Source organism: Pseudomonas sp. CFII64, from assembly GCF_000416235.1.
GTDB lineage: Bacteria > Pseudomonadota > Gammaproteobacteria > Pseudomonadales > Pseudomonadaceae > Aquipseudomonas.
In genome coordinates this window covers 350,861-367,900 of sequence record NZ_ATLO01000049.1, presented here as the reverse complement: position 1 = coordinate 367,900, position 17,040 = coordinate 350,861, and the positions used below count along the sequence as shown (strand labels likewise).

Sequence of the window (17,040 nt, the reverse complement as noted above, 5' to 3'; positions counted from 1 at the left end):
TATAGCCACTGCATTTATGTAGCCAAAGAAAAGCTCTCCCGGCTAAAGCCGGTCCTACGGGGAATGCTGTGATCACCCACAAAAAAGCCCGCATCGCTGCGGGCTTTTGCATTACTGGATCAACCGGACTCAGTTGATCTTGGCATCCAGCTCGCCTCGGGCGTAACGCTCGAACATCACGTCCAGAGAAACTGGTTTGATCTTCGATGCATTGCCGGCGGTGCCGAATGCTTCGTAGCGAGCGATACACACGTCACGCATGGCCGTTACGGTCTTGGCCAGGTATTTACGCGGATCGAATTCGCTTGGGTTTTTCGCCATGAACTCGCGGATTGCGCCAGTGGACGCCAGACGCAGGTCGGTGTCGATGTTGATCTTGCGCACGCCGTGCTTGATGCCTTCGACGATTTCTTCAACCGGTACGCCGTAGGTTTCCTTGATGTCACCGCCGAACTCATTGATGATTTTCAGCCACTCTTGCGGCACCGAAGACGAACCGTGCATGACCAGGTGCGTGTTCGGGATGCGCTTGTGGATTTCCTTGATGCGATCAATCGCCAGGATGTCGCCGGTAGGCGGCTTGGTGAACTTGTACGCGCCGTGGCTGGTGCCGATGGCGATGGCCAGGGCATCGACCTGCGTCTTTTTCACGAAGTCGGCGGCTTCTTCCGGATCGGTCAGCATCTGGCTGTGATCGAGCATGCCTTCAGCGCCAACGCCGTCTTCTTCGCCAGCCATGCCGGTTTCCAGCGAGCCCAGAACACCCAGCTCACCCTCAACCGAAACACCGCAAGCGTGAGCGAAGGCTACAACCCGACGCGTCACTTCAACGTTGTATTCATAGGTGGTTGGCGTCTTGCCGTCCACACCCAGCGAACCGTCCATCATCACCGAGCTGAAGCCCAGCTGGATCGAGCGCTGGCAGATATCAGGGCTGGTGCCGTGATCCTGGTGCATGACCACCGGGATGTGCGGGAATTCTTCAACCGCAGCGAGGATCAGGTGACGCAGGAACGGGGCGCCGGCATATTTGCGAGCGCCGGCCGAAGCCTGAACGATCACCGGGGAATCGGTCTTGTCGGCCGCTTCCATAATGGCGCGCATTTGTTCCAGGTTGTTGACGTTGAAAGCTGGAACGCCGTAACCGAATTCGGCTGCGTGGTCCAACATCTGGCGCATGCTGATAAGTGCCATTGTATATGTCTCTCCCGGTAGGGTCGTTAATCGTGCAAGCCTGCCGTAGCGGCGGCTGCTGTTCAAGTTCTGAGCATCGACCCGAAGGGTCGCGCGCTCGATCATCGGCGCAGGTGTAATCCGGTGTTTATCGGGCCTTGCAGCCGCGACCGATCAAATCATTGGTGGCTTCCCAGTAAACCAGGCCTTCGTCACCCTTGTCGTTGAAGGCCAGCACGCCGTTGCTGTACAGCGACGGCGTACCCGGCTCAGCCTTGAGCCGGAAAACCTGATCACTCTCGTTGAGCCGGACATCAACCTCGGCCCTGGCCTGACCCACAAAACGCCAGTGAACCTGGGCTTTGCTGTCACACACCCAATGCGTCCAGGTGTCGCCTTGTTCCGGTGCCTTCATGCTGGCGCAACCACCAAGCACTGCAAGTGTCGCAAGAGCAATCACGCCTTTCATTACTTCTCCTGGCCTGCCCCATGAAGCACGGCAGATGCCAGTTGCTTCCTTCTATCAGGGGCAGTTCTGTTCCTGATTCCGATCATCGGCCGGCTCACCCGTTGCCTGCGCTTCGACCCGTTGTTCGTTCTGGGTCGTCGGCACATTCACGGCCGCCGGAGTAAATACTTCACAGGCTTTGGAGTGGGCTCCAGAGCCGCTGCAACCGGCCAATACCACACAACTGATCAGGGCCAGAGCGGAGATTTTCATGGTGAAGTTCCTTATTCAGAAAAGTTATCCACCTGTTAATGACCACTTTTGTACCCGATTGTTGCCAAAGCAATTGCCTGAAGGGCTTTTAACGACAGCCCACCGGCCCGAGGGTCGGCATGAATTCGTATTTATCCAGCGCCGCCTCGCCGCCCCTTTTGTAGAGGACCGGCACGGTTTCAGCCTGCCACGGAGCCTGATAGCAGCTGACTTGCAGCACATCAGGCGCGCGATCCACCTCGCCGGCTTCCGGCTCGCTGGCGCATCCGCTGAGCAAACCCGCGACAATCAACAGCGGTAACGGCTTAAGCATGTGAATTCCCTTTGTCCAAAGCCGGTTCTCAGGCCTTGGCGCGTTGTTCCAGTATTTCCACGGCTGGCAGGACTTTGCCTTCGACAAACTCCAGAAACGCACCGCCACCGGTTGAAATGTAGGAGATTTGATCGGCTATGCCATATTTGTCGATTGCCGCCAGGGTGTCGCCGCCGCCCGCGATGGAGAACGCCGAGCTTTCTGCGATAGCCTTGGCCAACGTCTTGGTGCCTTCGCCAAACTGGTCGAACTCGAACACGCCAACCGGACCGTTCCACAGAATAGTCTTGGAAGATTTCAGTAGTTCGGCGAAGTGCGCTGCAGTTTGCGGGCCGATGTCCAGAATCATGTCGTCATCGGCAACGTCGCCGACCAGCTTGACGGTCGCGGCGGCGCTTTCGGCAAATTGCTTGGCAACCACGACGTCCACCGGCAACGGCACGCTGACCTTGGCGGCGATTTCCCGGGCGGTGTCCAGCAGATCAGGTTCGTACAGCGACTTGCCGACGTTGTGACCGGCTGCAGCGAGGAACGTATTGGCGATGCCGCCGCCGACGATCAGCTGATTGCAGATGGCGCTCAGGCTGTTGAGTACGTCGAGCTTGGTGGAAACCTTGGAGCCGGCAACGATGGCGGCCATTGGCTGGGCCGGAGCGCCGAGGGCTTTGCCCAGTGCATCCAGCTCGGCAGCCAGCAGCGGGCCTGCCGCAGCGATCTTGGCAAACTTGGCCACGCCGTGGGTCGAACCTTCGGCGCGGTGCGCAGTGCCGAAAGCGTCCATCACGAACACGTCGCACAAAGCCGCGTATTTCTGCGCCAGCTCGTCAGCGTTCTTTTTCTCGCCCTTGTTGAAGCGCACGTTCTCGAACAGCACGATGTCGCCAGGCTTGACGTCAACGCCGTCCAGGTAATCAGCCACCAGCGGCACGTCGCGGCCCAGGGCCTTGCTCAGGTATTCGGCAACGGGCTTGAGGCTGTTTTCAGCGGAGAATTCGCCTTCGGTCGGACGCCCCAGGTGCGAACACACCATCACGGCCGCGCCTTTTTCCAGCGCCAGCTTGATGGTCGGCAACGAGGCGAGAATACGTGCATCACTGCTGACTGTGCCGTCCTTGATCGGGACGTTGAGGTCTTCGCGGATCAACACGCGCTTACCTTGCAGGTCGAGGTCGGTCATCTTCAACACGGTCATGAGTGAATCCCTGTTTTTTACTGTTGTTGGTCTGCGACGCGCAAAAAATGATCAGCGACGTCAAGCATTCGATTGGCAAAACCCCATTCGTTGTCGAACCAGGCCAGCAGATTGACCAGCCGTGGGCCGGATACGCGGGTCTGACTCGCATCGACGATGGCCGAATGAGGGTCATGGTTGAAATCGCAACTGGCGTGCGGCAGTTCGGTGTAGGCCAGCAACCCTTTCAGCGGTCCGCCTGTGGCGGCCTCGCGAAGAATGCGGTTGATTTCAACGGCGTCGGTATCGCGCGCGCTTTGCAGCGTGATATCCAGGCACGACACATTGACGGTCGGCACACGCACTGCTTTGGCCTGAATTCGGCCGGCAAGTTCCGGAAGCAGCCGCTCGATGCCTCGCGCCAGACCAGTGGACACCGGAATGATCGACTGAAACGCCGAGCGCGTGCGGCGCAGGTCTTCATGATGATAGGCGTCAATCACCGGCTGGTCGTTCATCGCCGAGTGGATCGTGGTGATGGTCACGTATTCCAGACCGATGGCCTGATCCAGCAAACGCAGCAACGGCACGCTGCAATTGGTGGTGCAGGACGCCGCCGAGACCAGCAGCTCATTGCCGGTCAGATTCTGCTGATTGATGCCGAACACGATGGTGGCGTCGACATCGGCTTCACTGGCCATGGGCTGGGAAAACAGCACGCGCGGCGCGCCGGCATCGAGAAAGCGCTGACCGTCTTCGCGGGTGTTGTAGACCCCGGAACACTCCAGCACCAGATCGATATCCAGCGCGGCCCAGTCAATGCCTTCGGGGGTTGCGCTGCGCAGCACCTTGATCTTGTGATCATTGATGTGCAGGTATTGCCCTTCGACCCGCACTTCGCCGGGGAACCGGCCATGTGTGGAGTCAAAGCGCGTGAGGTATTCGAGACTGGCCATGTCGGCCAGATCGTTGATGGCAACCACTTCGAACCCGGCCTTCGCCCCCCGCTCGCAAAGCGCGCGAACGACGCAACGACCGATACGGCCGTAGCCGTTGAGTGCAACTTTGTAAGGGCGGTGTTGGGGCATGGGGTTCTCGTGGGCAAGTCACCAATCCCGCAGGAATCAACTGTTGAAGCGAGGTTTGCCCGCGAATCAAGGCAACACGGTCTGTCAGACAAACCGTGTAAATACCTTCGCGGGCAAACCTCGCTCCAACAGAGCTCCTGCAGGCTGAATCGCTATCAGTCTTCCAGCAACTCTTCAGCCGTACTCAGGATGTTTTCCAGAGTGAAGCCGAACTCTTCGAACAAGGCCGGCGCAGGGGCCGACTCGCCGAAGGTAGTCATGCCGATGACGCGACCTTCCAGACCGACGTACTTGTACCAGAAGTCCGCATGGGCAGCTTCGATGGCGATACGCGCGCTGACCTGCAACGGCAGGACGGTCTGCTTGTACATCGCGTCCTGGGCATCGAACACGCTGGTGCATGGCATGGAAACCACGCGCACGTTGCGACCTTGCGCGCTGAGGGCGTCGAACGCCTGCACAGCCAGGCCGACTTCCGAACCGGTAGCGATCAGGATCAGCTCAGGCTCGCCGACGCAATCGCGCAGCACATAACCGCCACGGGCAACATCTGCCAGTTGGGTTGCGTCGCGGGACTGGTGAGTCAGGTTCTGCCGGGAGAAGATCAGCGCCGATGGGCCGTCGTTACGCTCAAGGGCGTATTTCCAGGCAATCGCCGATTCCACCGCATCCGCTGGACGCCAGGTATCAAGGTTCGGCGTGGTGCGCAGGCTGGTCAGTTGCTCGATTGGCTGGTGCGTCGGGCCGTCTTCGCCCAGACCGATGGAGTCGTGGGTGAACACGTAGATCACACGCTTCTTCATCAGCGAGGACATGCGCACCGCATTACGGGCGTATTCCATGAAGATCAGGAAGGTCGCGCCGTAAGGCACGAAGCCGCCGTGCAGGGCGATGCCGTTCATCATGGCGCCCATGCCGAACTCACGCACACCGTAATGCAGGTAGTTGCCGCTGGCGTCTTCGCCGGTGATGCTCTTGCAGCCTTTCCAGATGGTCAGGTTGGAACCGGCCAGGTCAGCCGAACCGCCGAGGATTTCCGGCAGCAGCGGGCCGAAAGCGCTCAAGGCGTTCTGACTGGCTTTGCGGCTGGCGATGGTTTCGCCCTTGGCGTTGACTTCAGCCACATAAGCTGCGGATTTCTCGGCGAAGTCAGCTGGCAACTCGCCGCTCATGCGCCGGATCAGCTCGTTGGCCAGCTCCGGGTGTTCGGCAGAGTAGGCAGCAAAACGCTGATCCCACTCGGCTTCAACCGCCAGGCCTTTTTCTTTCGCGTTCCACTCGGCATAGATGTCAGCCGGGATTTCAAACGGACCGTGGGTCCATTTCAGGGCGGCGCGGGTCAAGGCGATTTCGTCGGCACCCAGTGGCGCGCCGTGGGATTCTTCCTTGCCTTGCTTGTTCGGCGAACCGAAACCGATGGTGGTCTTGCAGCAGATCAGCGTCGGCTGGTCGCTCTTGCGCGCGGTGTCGATGGCGGTCTTGATTTCGTCGGCGTCATGGCCGTCGACATTGCGGATCACCAGCCAGCCGTAAGCTTCGAAGCGCTTAGGGGTGTCATCGGTGAACCAGCCTTCGACTTCGCCATCGATGGAGATGCCGTTATCGTCGTAGAAGGCGATCAGCTTGTTGAGGTTCAACGTGCCGGCCAAAGAGCCGACTTCATGGGAAATGCCTTCCATCATGCAGCCATCACCCAGGAAAACGTAGGTGTGGTGATCGACGATGTTGTGACCGGGACGGTTGAACTGCGCCGCCAGGGTTTTTTCGGCGATGGCAAAACCAACAGCGTTGGCCAGGCCTTGGCCCAGTGGGCCGGTAGTGGTCTCGACGCCAGGGGTGTAGCCGTATTCCGGGTGACCCGGCGTGCGGCTGTGCAGCTGGCGGAAGTTTTTCAGGTCGTCGATGGACAGGTCGTAGCCGGTCAGGTGCAACAACGAGTAAACCAGCATCGAGCCATGACCGTTGGACATGATGAAGCGGTCGCGGTCGGCGAATGCCGGATTGGCAGGGTTGTGTTTCAGATAGTCGCGCCAAAGTACTTCGGCGATATCCGCCATGCCCATAGGGGCACCGGGATGGCCGCTGTTGGCTTTTTGCACGGCATCCATGCTGAGTGCACGAATGGCGTTGGCACGCTCACGACGGCTGGGCATCGCTGATCTCCTGGGAACTGGGAAAAGAATGGATCTGAAAAAGGCGAGCATTTTCCCTCAGGCACTGGCTGGGGGCAATGGAAGATAACGGCTTGTGGTGGTTTTTCCTGCTGGCTGTTCGTTATTTGTTCATCTATGGCTTTGTGCTAGTGCCAATCGCGGAATCATGACGCCTGAGAACTGCCACCCATCACCCAATATCAAAACTTTTTGATATTGCTCTTGCGACAACCGAGGTCGCTAACTAGACTGCCAGCCCTATGAACCTTCGTGTACCTGCCATTCGCCACGACGATTGCGACGACCTTTCTGCCTTGTGCAAGGCCGGCGGCGATCCACTGCGGCTGAATGTCTTGCGTGCCCTGGCCAACGATTCGTTCGGCGTGCTGGAGCTGGCGCAGATTTTCGCCATCGGCCAATCCGGCATGAGTCATCACCTCAAGGTGCTGGCCCAGGCGGATCTGGTAGCGACTCGTCGCGAAGGCAATGCGATTTTCTATCGTCGCGCGCTGCCCCACACCGGGCAAACCGGCGGCCGCTTGCACGCGGCATTGCTCGATGAAGTGGACTCGCTGGTGCTGCCGGACGATGTGCAAGCCCGAATCGGATTGGTGCATCGGCAACGGGCCAGCGCCAGCCAGGATTTTTTCGCACGCACCGCCGAGAAATTTCGCGCCCAGCAGGATTTGATCGCCAGTCTGGCGCAGTACCGTGACAGCTTGCTGTCGCTGCTCGACAAACTGAGCTTCGGGCCTGAGGCCACGGCACTGGAAGTCGGCCCCGGCGATGGCGGTTTTCTGCCGGAACTGGCGCGCCGCTTCAAGCATGTGACGGCGCTGGACAACAGCCCGGCAATGCTCGAACTGGCCCGTCAGGTCTGTACGCGTGAGCAGCTGGCTAACGTCGAGCTGAAACTGGCCGATGCATTGGGTGCCGCCAACGTGTGCGCCGATTGCGTGGTCTTGAACATGGTGCTTCACCACTTCGCCGCACCGGCCGAAGCACTCAAACAACTGGCCAACCTGGTGCAACCAGGCGGTAGCCTGTTGGTGACAGAGTTATGTAGCCACGACCAGAGCTGGGCAAAGGAAGCCTGTGGCGATCTCTGGTTGGGTTTTGAACAGGATGATCTGGCCCGTTGGGCCATCGCTGCGGGGCTAGTTCCCGGGGAAAGCCTTTATGTAGGCTTACGTAATGGTTTCCAGATCCAGGTTCGCCACTTTCAGCGACCGGCTGGCAACACTCACCATCGGTAAAATTCAGGAAACCCGTAGAGATGAGCGAATACTCCCTTTTCACCTCCGAGTCCGTGTCCGAAGGGCATCCAGACAAAATCGCCGACCAGATTTCCGACGCGGTTCTGGACGCCATCATCGCTGAAGACAAATTCGCCCGTGTAGCGTGCGAAACGCTGGTCAAGACCGGCGTGGCGATCATTGCTGGCGAAGTGTCCACATCGGCTTGGGTCGATCTGGAAGACATCGTTCGTAAAGTCATTCTCGACATCGGCTACAACAGCTCCGACGTCGGCTTCGACGGCGCGACCTGCGGCGTGATGAACATCATCGGCAAGCAGTCCGTGGACATCGCCCAGGGCGTTGACCGCAGCAAGCCTGAAGATCAGGGCGCTGGAGACCAGGGCCTGATGTTCGGCTATGCCAGCAACGAAACCGACGTGCTGATGCCTGCACCGATCACGTTCGCACACCAACTGGTGCATCGCCAGGCTGAAGCCCGTAAATCCGGCCTGCTGCCGTGGTTGCGTCCGGACGCTAAATCCCAGGTCACTTGCCGTTACGAAAACGGCAAGGTTGTCGGCATCGACGCCATCGTTCTGTCGACCCAGCACAACCCGGAAGTGTCCTACAAAGATCTGCGCGAAGGCGTGATGGAACTGATCGTCAAGCACGTACTGCCAGCTGAACTGCTGCACAAAGACACCCAGTTCCACATCAACCCGACCGGCAACTTCATCATCGGTGGCCCGGTTGGCGACTGCGGCCTGACCGGTCGCAAGATCATCGTCGACACCTACGGCGGCATGGCTCGTCACGGCGGCGGCGCGTTCTCCGGCAAGGACCCATCCAAGGTTGACCGTTCGGCGGCTTACGCCGGTCGTTACGTTGCCAAGAACATCGTCGCTGCCGGCCTGGCCGAGCGTTGCGAGATCCAGGTTTCCTACGCAATCGGCGTCGCGCAACCGACTTCGATTTCGTTGAACACCTTCGGCACCGGCAAGCTGTCCGATGACAAGATCATCAAGCTGGTTCGCGACAACTTCGACCTGCGTCCATACGCGATCACCACCATGCTCGACCTGCTGCACCCGATGTACCAGGCCACTGCGGCCTACGGCCACTTCGGTCGCACCCCGGTTGAAATGACAGTGGGCGATGACACCTTCACCGCCTTCACCTGGGAAAAAACCGACCGCGCCGACGCCCTGCGCGCCGCTGCCGGTCTGTAATACGCCTTAAGCTTCAGGCGTAAGAAAAGCCCTTGGCGACTGTGTCGTCAGGGGCTTTTTTGTTTGCGTGCCCCATCCTCTTCCACCAAGGCAACGCATGTTCCTGGCGTCCTTACGCCCTTCTCGCCACTAACAACACTGAAGCTGCGCTGGCCAGCAAACCGGCGCAGATCCGGTTGAACAACCTTTTGCCGCTCGGCCGGGCGAACAGGCGTCGGGCATGAATGCCCATGCACGCGTAAAGCGCGATGGCGATGCATTCCATGGCGAGGAACAGCCCGCCCAACACGGCGAATTGATCGGTTACCACGCCTGTCTGATCGATGAATTGCGGCAGGAAAGCGGTAAACAGCAGGATCGCCTTGGGATTGCCGATGGCCACCAGAAACTCCTGACGCGCAAGGCTGCCCGTGCCTTTGGCGGGCACCCCCGATTCGCCGGCCTCGTCTGCGCGGGCTCGCCATAGCTGGATGGCGAGATAAAACAGGTAGGCCGCACCGACAATCTTGATCGCATGAAACAACCATTCAGACGTGTGCAGCACTGCGGTAAGCCCCACCGCCGCCAGCGCAATCATGATCGCGAACGCCACCAGGCGTCCCAGCCCGCCCAGGCACGACTTGGCAAAACCGTAGCGGGTGGCGTTGCTGATGGACAGCAGGTTGTTCGGACCGGGCGCCATGTTCAGCGCGAAACAGGCCGGGACGAAAACCGCCAAGGTCGAAATATCCATGATTGATCCCCTGAGCGCGTGGCTATTGAAGGGCAATCTTGCATGCCCCTCGTCAAGCTTCAAAGACACAGTCGCCGAGCAAAACCCGGCGAACTGTACTGGCGGAAAAACCCGGTAACTACGCCACCCGCCAGCCTTCAAGCGCAGCAGCTAGCCTGTCAGTTACCTCTTCAAGCAAGGATGCTTCGATGCTGCCTTTCCTGCGTGCCTCCACGTGCGTGGTTTTTGCCCTGTTCGCCAGCAACGCTCAAGCCGTCAAATGCCCCGACTGGACGCCCGCCAAGACGCGCAGCGAGATCACTGAGTTGCAAGGCCAGATTGCGCAATGGGACGACAGTTACCATCGCCAGGGCGTTGCGCTGATCAAGGACGAGCTGTACGACCAATCCCGTCAGCGGCTGGACTTCCTGCGGACCTGTTTTGCGCAACCGGCGCCGGTCAACGACAACCCGCTCAAAACCGCCGGCGGCCCGATCCTCCATCCAATACCGCACACCGGCCTGAATAAGCTGGCGGACGAAAACGCCGTGCGTGCCTGGCTCAACGGGCGCGGCGATCTGTGGATTCAGCCGAAAGTCGACGGCGTGGCGGTGACCCTGGTGTATGAGCGAGGCGCACTGGCCCGGGTGATCAGTCGCGGCGATGGCGTTAGCGGCCAGGACTGGACGGCTCATGGGCGACTCATTGCAGCGATTCCGGAACATTTGCCGTGGGAAGAAACCCTGGTGTTGCAGGGCGAGTTGTATTGGCGACTGGAGAATCATGTGCAGGCGACACAAGGCAGCCTCAACGCCCGCAGCAAAGTCGCCGGGCTGCTGGCGCGCAATGTCGTCAGCGCCGAAGAAGCCGGGTCGATTGGCCTGTTCGTCTGGGACTGGCCAGATGGCCCGGCAGGCATGACCGAGCGCATGGCCGGCCTCAAAGCGTTGGGGTTCGAGTCCAGCGCGCATTACAGCGAGCCGCTGGCGAACTTCGCTCAGGCGCAACAATGGCGCGATCACTGGTATCGCCAACCGCTGCCGTTCGCCACCGACGGCGTGGTCATCCGCCAGGGTGAACGGCCGCCAGCTCAGCGCTGGCAGGCCAAGGCTCCGTACTGGATCGCGGCATGGAAATATCCTTATGCCCAGGTGCTGGCTGAGGTGCGCAAGGTCAATTTCAACATTGGTCGCAGCGGTCGAATCACCCCGGTGCTGGAGTTGAAGCCAGTGCAGCTGGACGATCGAAAGATAAGCCGGGTCAGCGTCGGTTCCCTGCAACGTTGGCAGGAGCTGGATATTCATCCCGGTGATCAGATCGCGGTGAGCCTTGCCGGCCTGACCATTCCACGCCTGGACAGCGTCGTCTCGCGCAATCTGGAACGTGCTGATCTGGAAATTCCCGATCCCAAGGCGTTTCACGGCCTCAGTTGCTTTCAGCCCACTTCAGGCTGCGAAAGCCAGTTCCGGGCTCGGTTGGTCTGGCTCAGCGGCAAAAAAGGCCTGGCGCTGAATGGCGTCGGTCCCGGCAGCTGGGACAAGCTGGTAAATGCCGGTCGGATCAACAGCCTGATCGACTGGATGGCCCTGGATCGTGATCAGCTTGTTAACATTCCCGGCCTCGGTGAGCGCAGCAGCGCTAAACTGCTCGACAGTTTGCGCAGCGCGAAGCAAAGACCGTTCGCAACATGGCTCACAGCCATTGGTCTGCCGCCCGCCGGTAGCGCGCAATTAGGGCCTGACTGGCAGGCGCTGGCGACGCGCAGCGCTGAGCGCTGGCAAGCGGAGCCAGGCATAGGTCCGGGACGCGCGCAGCAACTGGTGGCATTTTTTCAGCATCCAGAGGTGCTGGCGCTGAGCGAACAGCTCCGGGCCTATGGCGTCGAAGGCTTTTAGATTTACTGATCCAAGTGGTTACTGCAGCGCCGGGAATTTTATCGTCACTCCCGGCGCCATTATTTTTTCAAAAGGAGTTCATATGACATTTTTTTCCCCCCGGGCCCTGCTGGCGTTGATCGGTCTGTTCGCCACGCCGGTTTTTGCCGCTGAACTGCCGCCGCAAGCCTCTGGATGTGTGGCCAAAAGTCAGGAAATCAGCACCAGACTCGAAGAGGCCAAGGCCGACGGCAACAAAGAGCAGCAGGCTGGACTGGAAAAAGCCCTGAGCGAAGTGAACGCCAACTGCAGCGAGGCCACGCTGGTCAAGCAGCAAGAACAGAAAGTGCTGGATGCCAAGCGCGAAGTCAGTCGTCGTCAGGCCGACCTGAACAAGGCCATGACCAAGGGCGATCCGGAGAAGATCAACAAACGCAAAGACAAACTCGCCGAGTCCCGCAAGGAACTGCAAGACGCCCAGACCGAGCTGGAGACGGTGCAGCCGGAGGATTGAGGCGGGAGCGTTCCAACTGCCCGCGAATCGGCCGCAGGAGCGACTTTAGTCGCGAAGGCGCCAATTTGGCCCGGCAGGACCGGACTTGTCCGGGAAGGCGTCGGGCCTGCAGAGGAAATCTTCAGCGCTTGCATCGGCCTATTCAGGGACAAGTCCCCTCCTACGGGGTCAGGTTTATATCAATGGTCACGAAACTCTTTATGACAAGCCTCGCAAGCGCCTTCCACCTTGCTCATCGCAGGCGTCAGGTTGCTGGACTTGAACGGTCGTTCATTGCTGGCGATCACCAGTGCGCCGGTGGCTGATTCCAGCGAGCGGGCCAGCTCCTGAAAACGTGCCTGTTTCTGCCAGACATCATCCTTGGCGCTGGTGTGATCTTCTTCTTTGACTTGTGGGAAATGTTTCCAGGGTTCGTGGGACAAGCTATCGAGCTTGACCGCTCCCTCGCTGAAGCGCTGCCCGTCAAACGCCACGCGACCCCGCAACATGCCGCCCAGGTCTTCACTGGTCTTGAGCATCTGCTTGAAGATCGCCTTGCGCTGACCCAAGGGTGAATTCGGGTCCACACCACCGCAGGCGCTCAAGGTCGCGCAGGCCAGCACTACAACGCACAGTCTTTTCAAAGTCATGATCAACACAGGCCGAGAGAAACGGCGGCCAGTATCCTCGGCCATCCGGCAAAGACCAAGCGCTGTATTGCCGCAGTGACGGCGCCAGCTTAAGCCGGCATTGGCGTCGCCGAAGCCACGAATAGCCCGACGATCAGGCCCATGCCAATGAGCCAGGCCAGCGAGCGCAAGGCAGGCCAGTCAGCCAGGTAGAAAATGATGTAGAGCAGGCGACTGGTGATGAACAGCACCGCGACCACATCGATGGTCACCAATTGGGCGTTGCCCGCAATGTGCGCAATGACCACTGCAGCGATGAAACCCGGCAGCGCCTCGAAACTGTTGAGCTGCGCCGCATGAGCACGAGCGGGCAGTCCTTCAAGGTTATTCAGGAAATTACGCGGATTGTGATTGTGCTTGCCGTTGAACTTGCCACTGGAAAACTTGGCGATACCTGCACACACCACTGGCAGGAAAATCGCGATCAACACACACCAGAAAGCAACCGTCATAACAAATCCTTAGAGTTTGAGCTTCATCAGAAGCATGCCGGGCAAGAGCCGCCCACAAGCTAAGAGCCGGGGCGGACAGAAAGGTTCTTCAAGATAGCTCATCCATGCCGCAGGCTCCGACAGGCTTTCGCCAGACAATGCGCCTAGCCTTGAAACCTGTCACACCTTGTCCAACCTTCACCAATGAGAATCCCTACGATTCGCGTTTAACCCCGAATCGTAAGGAAGTTCCATGCATTCTCTATTTCGGTTGCGGCCCGCAGTCGCCATGACGAAGCTCGCGCTGGCCTGCCTGATTGCCCAAAGCGCGAGCGTTCAGGCTCAGGACAGCGCAGCCGCTGCGGTCACCCTGCTTGAAGAAGTGACCGTCACGGCCTCCGGCTATGAGCAGAACGTGGAAGATGCCCCCGCTTCCGTCACCATCATTACCGGCGATGAGCTACGTAAACGCTCGTTCCGCGACCTGACCGACGCATTGCGTGACGTCGAAGGCGTCACGGTCAATGGCGGCGCCAATGAGACAGACATTTCCATTCGCGGCATGCCCGCCGACTACACGCTGATCCTGGTCGACGGCAAACGCCAGAGCGCCCGGGAATCGCGAGTCAATGGCAACTCGGGTTATGAACAAAGCTTCATTCCGCCCGCCGAGGCCATCGAGCGTATCGAGGTGGTACGCGGCCCGATGTCGTCGCTGTACGGTTCCGATGCCATTGGCGGCGTGATCAACGTGATTACCCGCAAAGTCTCGCCGCAGTGGGGCGGTTCGGTCACTTACGATTATTCCGCGCGCCAGCACAGCGATCAGGGCAACGCGCGCCAGACCCAGTTCTACCTCAACGGCCCGATCATGACCGATCTGCTCGGCCTGCAGGTCTGGGGTCGTTACCTGGATCGCCAGGCCGACGACGATATCGAAACCACCAACGGGTTCAGCAAGGCCGATCACAAAGACCTCACCGCGCGGCTGGTTTTCACGCCGACCATCGATCACGACATCCTGCTCGAAGCGGGCGCCACGCGCTTGAAGAATGGCGATGGCCTGAGCGCCAACTGGGCGACCCGCGAGCAGGAAAACAATCGCGATCACTGGTCGTTGTCGCATCAAGGCCGCTGGGGCTGGGCGACGTCGGACATCGCGCTGTCCCAGGAAAAATCCAGCCGCAAAGGCCTGGCCAGCGCCGCCCAGACTGACGTGCTGGGCCGTAAGCCGGAAGTGAAGAACACCGTTTTCGACGCCAAGCTGGTGATGCCCACCGAGCACAACATCACCACCACCGGCCTGCAATGGAACGAAACCACGATCACCGACTGGAACCAGGGCCTGGGCGACAAGATCGACTACGAATTCTCCGTGGTGCAAAAGGCACTGTTCGCCGAGAACGAGTGGGCGATGACCGACACGTTCTCGTTGACCACCGGCCTGCGCATGGATCATCACGAGGAGTACGGCACGCATTTCAACCCGCGCATCTACGGCGTCTGGCACGCAACCGATGACTGGACGCTCAAAGGCGGCATCGCCCGTGGCTTCAAGGCCCCGGAACTGCGCGCCGTGGTCGAGGATTACGCTTACCTGCGCCGCAACACGTACGTGATGTTCGGCAACCCGGACCTCAAGCCCGAGTCGAGCACCAACTACGAGCTGTCGGCGCTGTGGTCCAACCGCAATAACCTGTCGGCGGGCGCAACGGTGTTCTACAACGACTTCAAGGACAAGTTATCGACCATCACCACCACTGAGCGCTGGAACGGCTACATCATCATGGATCGGGTCAATGTCGATCAGGCAGTGATTCAGGGCGTCGAGTTGAATGGTCGCTGGGACCTGACACCGACCCTGGCCGTCAAAGGCAATTACACCTACACCGACTCGGAACAGAAAACCGGTACCAACGCGGGCGCGCCTCTGGCGCTGACGCCGGAGCAGAAGGCCAACATCCGCACCGACTGGACCCTGAACGACAAGACCCAACTCTGGGCATCGGTGAATTACTACGGCGAAGAGTACGGCAACACCATCAACGACGAGGCGTCACCGGGGTATACCACGGCGGATTTCGGCGGCTCGTATGAGCTGACCAAAAATGTCTCGTTCAACGCCGCGATGTACAACGTGACCGACAAACGCCTGGACGACGAAACCTACGGCACGGTCAATTACGGCCGCACGTTGTGGGCGTCGACTACCGTGCGGTTTTAACCTTTCGGGGACAAGTCCCCTCCCACCGGATTGTGTATGGTTCGGTAGGACCGGACTTATCCGGGAAAGCGTCGGGTTTACCGAGGAAGATCTTCAGCGTTTGCACCGGCGTCTTCGGGGACAAGTCCCCTCCTACCGAATTGTGTGTGCCACGGATTTACGCCTTCGGAATCTCACGTCGGGTTGTGCGCTGCGGGCAGACGCACCACAGCGCACAATCCGGCGGGAGACCGATTTTCCAGGGCCAGTTCCCCACCGTGCGCCTGGATACACGCGCGGGCTATCGCCAACCCCAGGCCTAGCCCGCCACCTTGACTGAGATCCGCGCCGCCACTCCCTAATTGCACAAAAGGCTCGAACACTTGGCTCAACCAGGCCGGTTCAATGCCCGGACCATGATCAAGCACTTCCAGACGAATCATCCCGCCTTCTTCGCGACTTAAACTGAGCGTGGCATCACCCGCATGCCGCAAAGCGTTGTCGATAAGGTTGGTCAGCGCGCGCTTGAGCGCCAGCGGTCGGCAATCACAACGGATCGGTTCGCTGCCCGCCCATGTCACCGGCTGCCCGAGGATTTGATAGCGTCGGGCCAGATCGTCGAGCATGGCGTTCAGCGACACCCGCACGGTAGCTTCCTGAAGCGCATCACCGCGTACGAAATCCAGCGTCTCACGAACCATGGCACGCAGCTCGTCGAGGCTATCCAGCATGTCGTCACGCGCCGGGCCGTCTTCGAGCAATTCCAGTTGCAGGCGCAGTTCGGTGATCGGCGTATTCAGGTCGTGACTGATGGCCGCGAGCATGCGCGTGCGGCCTTCCACATGACGGGCGATCCGTTCCTGCATCACGTTGAAGGCGGTGGTCAGTTCCCGGGCTTCCTGCGGGCCGGACAGCGGCAGCGGCGCGATCCATTCGCCACGACTGACCCGTTCGGTGGCCAGCGCCAGGGTTTTGACCGGTTGCACCACGCGGCGCATGAAGAAAATCACGATCAGCAGCACCGGAATCGTCGTCACCGGCAAGGTGTACGCCAGCAGTCGGCTCCATTCGTAGGCACCGGCCGGATGTTGCATGGCATTCAGACGCAGCCCGTCGGGCAATTCGATGCTGCTGCGCAGGCGCAACGGCGCCCAGCCCGCCGCGAAGAACACCTGTTCCCGAGCCGGGCCGCCGCTGGTGCGTTCCAGCTGCATATCCACCGACAGGTTGGGCGAAAGTCCGAGCCGCTGGCGCAGTTCGTGGGTCAGGCGCCGCTCTTCGCTGCGCATCTCGAACGGGTCGACTTCCGGCTGGCGATCAATCCAGAAGCGCGCCTCGTCGGTATTCATGGTCGCCAGAACCCGTGACGCATCGGCGGCATTCAGTTCGTGGGCGATGTGGTAAGCGGTGGCCAACCGTTCGAGGGTCAGCGTGCGTGACAGCGGATGGATCAGCGCCCCGGAACGTTGCAGGTACAACATGGCGATGGCGTTGGACGCCAGCAATGCCAGCAATAATTGCAGACCGAGTTGATGGGTCATGCGGCGCGGCC

Annotated in this window: 16 protein-coding genes; 5 read left to right on the top strand and 11 right to left on the bottom strand. The window is 59.9% G+C overall.

Annotated features, from left to right (window positions below):
• Nucleotides 1–129: 129 nt before the first annotated feature.
• The 7 genes from fba to tkt form a co-directional block, all read right to left on the bottom strand.
• Nucleotides 130–1,194 carry a class II fructose-bisphosphate aldolase gene (gene fba, locus CFII64_RS24600; RefSeq protein ID WP_020293577.1) on the bottom strand — a complete coding sequence of 355 codons (1,065 nt, stop codon included), beginning with the start codon at nucleotides 1,192–1,194 and terminating at the stop codon, nucleotides 130–132.
• 127 nt (nucleotides 1,195–1,321) lie between these two features.
• Nucleotides 1,322–1,642, bottom strand: a complete 321-nt coding sequence (locus CFII64_RS24595) for an MliC family protein (protein WP_020293576.1) — start codon at nucleotides 1,640–1,642, stop codon at nucleotides 1,322–1,324.
• Between the two features lie 54 nt (nucleotides 1,643–1,696).
• Nucleotides 1,697–1,894 carry a hypothetical protein gene (locus tag CFII64_RS24590; RefSeq protein WP_020293575.1) on the bottom strand — a complete coding sequence of 66 codons (198 nt, stop codon included), beginning with the start codon at nucleotides 1,892–1,894 and terminating at the stop codon, nucleotides 1,697–1,699.
• Between the two features lie 88 nt (nucleotides 1,895–1,982).
• The gene (locus CFII64_RS24585; RefSeq protein ID WP_020293574.1) at nucleotides 1,983–2,207 is read right to left on the bottom strand and encodes a hypothetical protein; all 225 of its coding nucleotides are present in this window, start codon (nucleotides 2,205–2,207) and stop codon (nucleotides 1,983–1,985) included.
• A 28-nt stretch (nucleotides 2,208–2,235) separates the two neighbouring features.
• Complete coding sequence (locus tag CFII64_RS24580; RefSeq protein ID WP_020293573.1) at nucleotides 2,236–3,399, bottom strand: phosphoglycerate kinase; 1,164 nt, start codon at nucleotides 3,397–3,399, stop codon at nucleotides 2,236–2,238.
• 17 nt (nucleotides 3,400–3,416) lie between these two features.
• A complete protein-coding gene (gene epd, locus CFII64_RS24575) occupies nucleotides 3,417–4,466 on the bottom strand; it encodes an erythrose-4-phosphate dehydrogenase (protein WP_020293572.1) in 1,050 nt (349 codons plus the stop codon).
• 155 nt (nucleotides 4,467–4,621) lie between these two features.
• On the bottom strand, nucleotides 4,622–6,619 hold the full coding sequence (tkt, locus tag CFII64_RS24570) for a transketolase (RefSeq protein WP_020293571.1): 1,998 nt from the start codon (nucleotides 6,617–6,619) through the stop codon (nucleotides 4,622–4,624).
• Nucleotides 6,620–6,879: 260 nt separating this feature from the next.
• On the opposite strand from tkt, the gene CFII64_RS24565 reads away from it, so the two are divergent.
• Nucleotides 6,880–7,875 carry a metalloregulator ArsR/SmtB family transcription factor gene (locus CFII64_RS24565; protein WP_020293569.1) on the top strand — a complete coding sequence of 332 codons (996 nt, stop codon included), beginning with the start codon at nucleotides 6,880–6,882 and terminating at the stop codon, nucleotides 7,873–7,875.
• Between the two features lie 20 nt (nucleotides 7,876–7,895).
• Nucleotides 7,896–9,086 (top strand): methionine adenosyltransferase, encoded by a 1,191-nt coding sequence (gene metK, locus CFII64_RS24560; protein WP_020293568.1) that lies wholly within the window; start codon nucleotides 7,896–7,898, stop codon nucleotides 9,084–9,086.
• Nucleotides 9,087–9,198: 112 nt separating this feature from the next.
• Here metK and CFII64_RS24555 read toward each other — a convergent pair whose 3' ends face one another.
• Nucleotides 9,199–9,819 carry a LysE family translocator gene (locus tag CFII64_RS24555; protein WP_020293567.1) on the bottom strand — a complete coding sequence of 207 codons (621 nt, stop codon included), beginning with the start codon at nucleotides 9,817–9,819 and terminating at the stop codon, nucleotides 9,199–9,201.
• 188 nt (nucleotides 9,820–10,007) lie between these two features.
• On the opposite strand from CFII64_RS24555, the gene ligB reads away from it, so the two are divergent.
• Together ligB and CFII64_RS24545 are read left to right on the top strand one after the other, a co-directional pair.
• The gene (gene ligB / locus CFII64_RS24550; protein ID WP_020293566.1) at nucleotides 10,008–11,693 is read left to right on the top strand and encodes an NAD-dependent DNA ligase LigB; all 1,686 of its coding nucleotides are present in this window, start codon (nucleotides 10,008–10,010) and stop codon (nucleotides 11,691–11,693) included.
• Between the two features lie 82 nt (nucleotides 11,694–11,775).
• Nucleotides 11,776–12,186, top strand: coding sequence for a DUF1090 domain-containing protein (locus CFII64_RS24545; RefSeq protein WP_020293565.1), 411 nt, complete (start codon nucleotides 11,776–11,778; stop codon nucleotides 12,184–12,186).
• 179 nt (nucleotides 12,187–12,365) lie between these two features.
• Here the strand turns inward: CFII64_RS24545 and CFII64_RS24540 are convergent, their stop codons facing one another.
• The gene (locus CFII64_RS24540; RefSeq protein ID WP_044901675.1) at nucleotides 12,366–12,815 is read right to left on the bottom strand and encodes a cytochrome c; all 450 of its coding nucleotides are present in this window, start codon (nucleotides 12,813–12,815) and stop codon (nucleotides 12,366–12,368) included.
• An 89-nt stretch (nucleotides 12,816–12,904) separates the two neighbouring features.
• Nucleotides 12,905–13,306, bottom strand: a complete 402-nt coding sequence (locus CFII64_RS24535) for an MAPEG family protein (RefSeq protein ID WP_020293563.1) — start codon at nucleotides 13,304–13,306, stop codon at nucleotides 12,905–12,907.
• 232 nt (nucleotides 13,307–13,538) lie between these two features.
• Between CFII64_RS24535 and CFII64_RS24530 the strand changes: the two genes are divergently transcribed.
• The gene (locus CFII64_RS24530; RefSeq protein WP_020293562.1) at nucleotides 13,539–15,509 is read left to right on the top strand and encodes a TonB-dependent receptor domain-containing protein; all 1,971 of its coding nucleotides are present in this window, start codon (nucleotides 13,539–13,541) and stop codon (nucleotides 15,507–15,509) included.
• Between the two features lie 173 nt (nucleotides 15,510–15,682).
• Here CFII64_RS24530 and CFII64_RS24525 read toward each other — a convergent pair whose 3' ends face one another.
• Nucleotides 15,683–17,029, bottom strand: a complete 1,347-nt coding sequence (locus CFII64_RS24525) for an ATP-binding protein (RefSeq protein ID WP_020293561.1) — start codon at nucleotides 17,027–17,029, stop codon at nucleotides 15,683–15,685.
• Nucleotides 17,030–17,040: the final 11 nt, after the last annotated feature.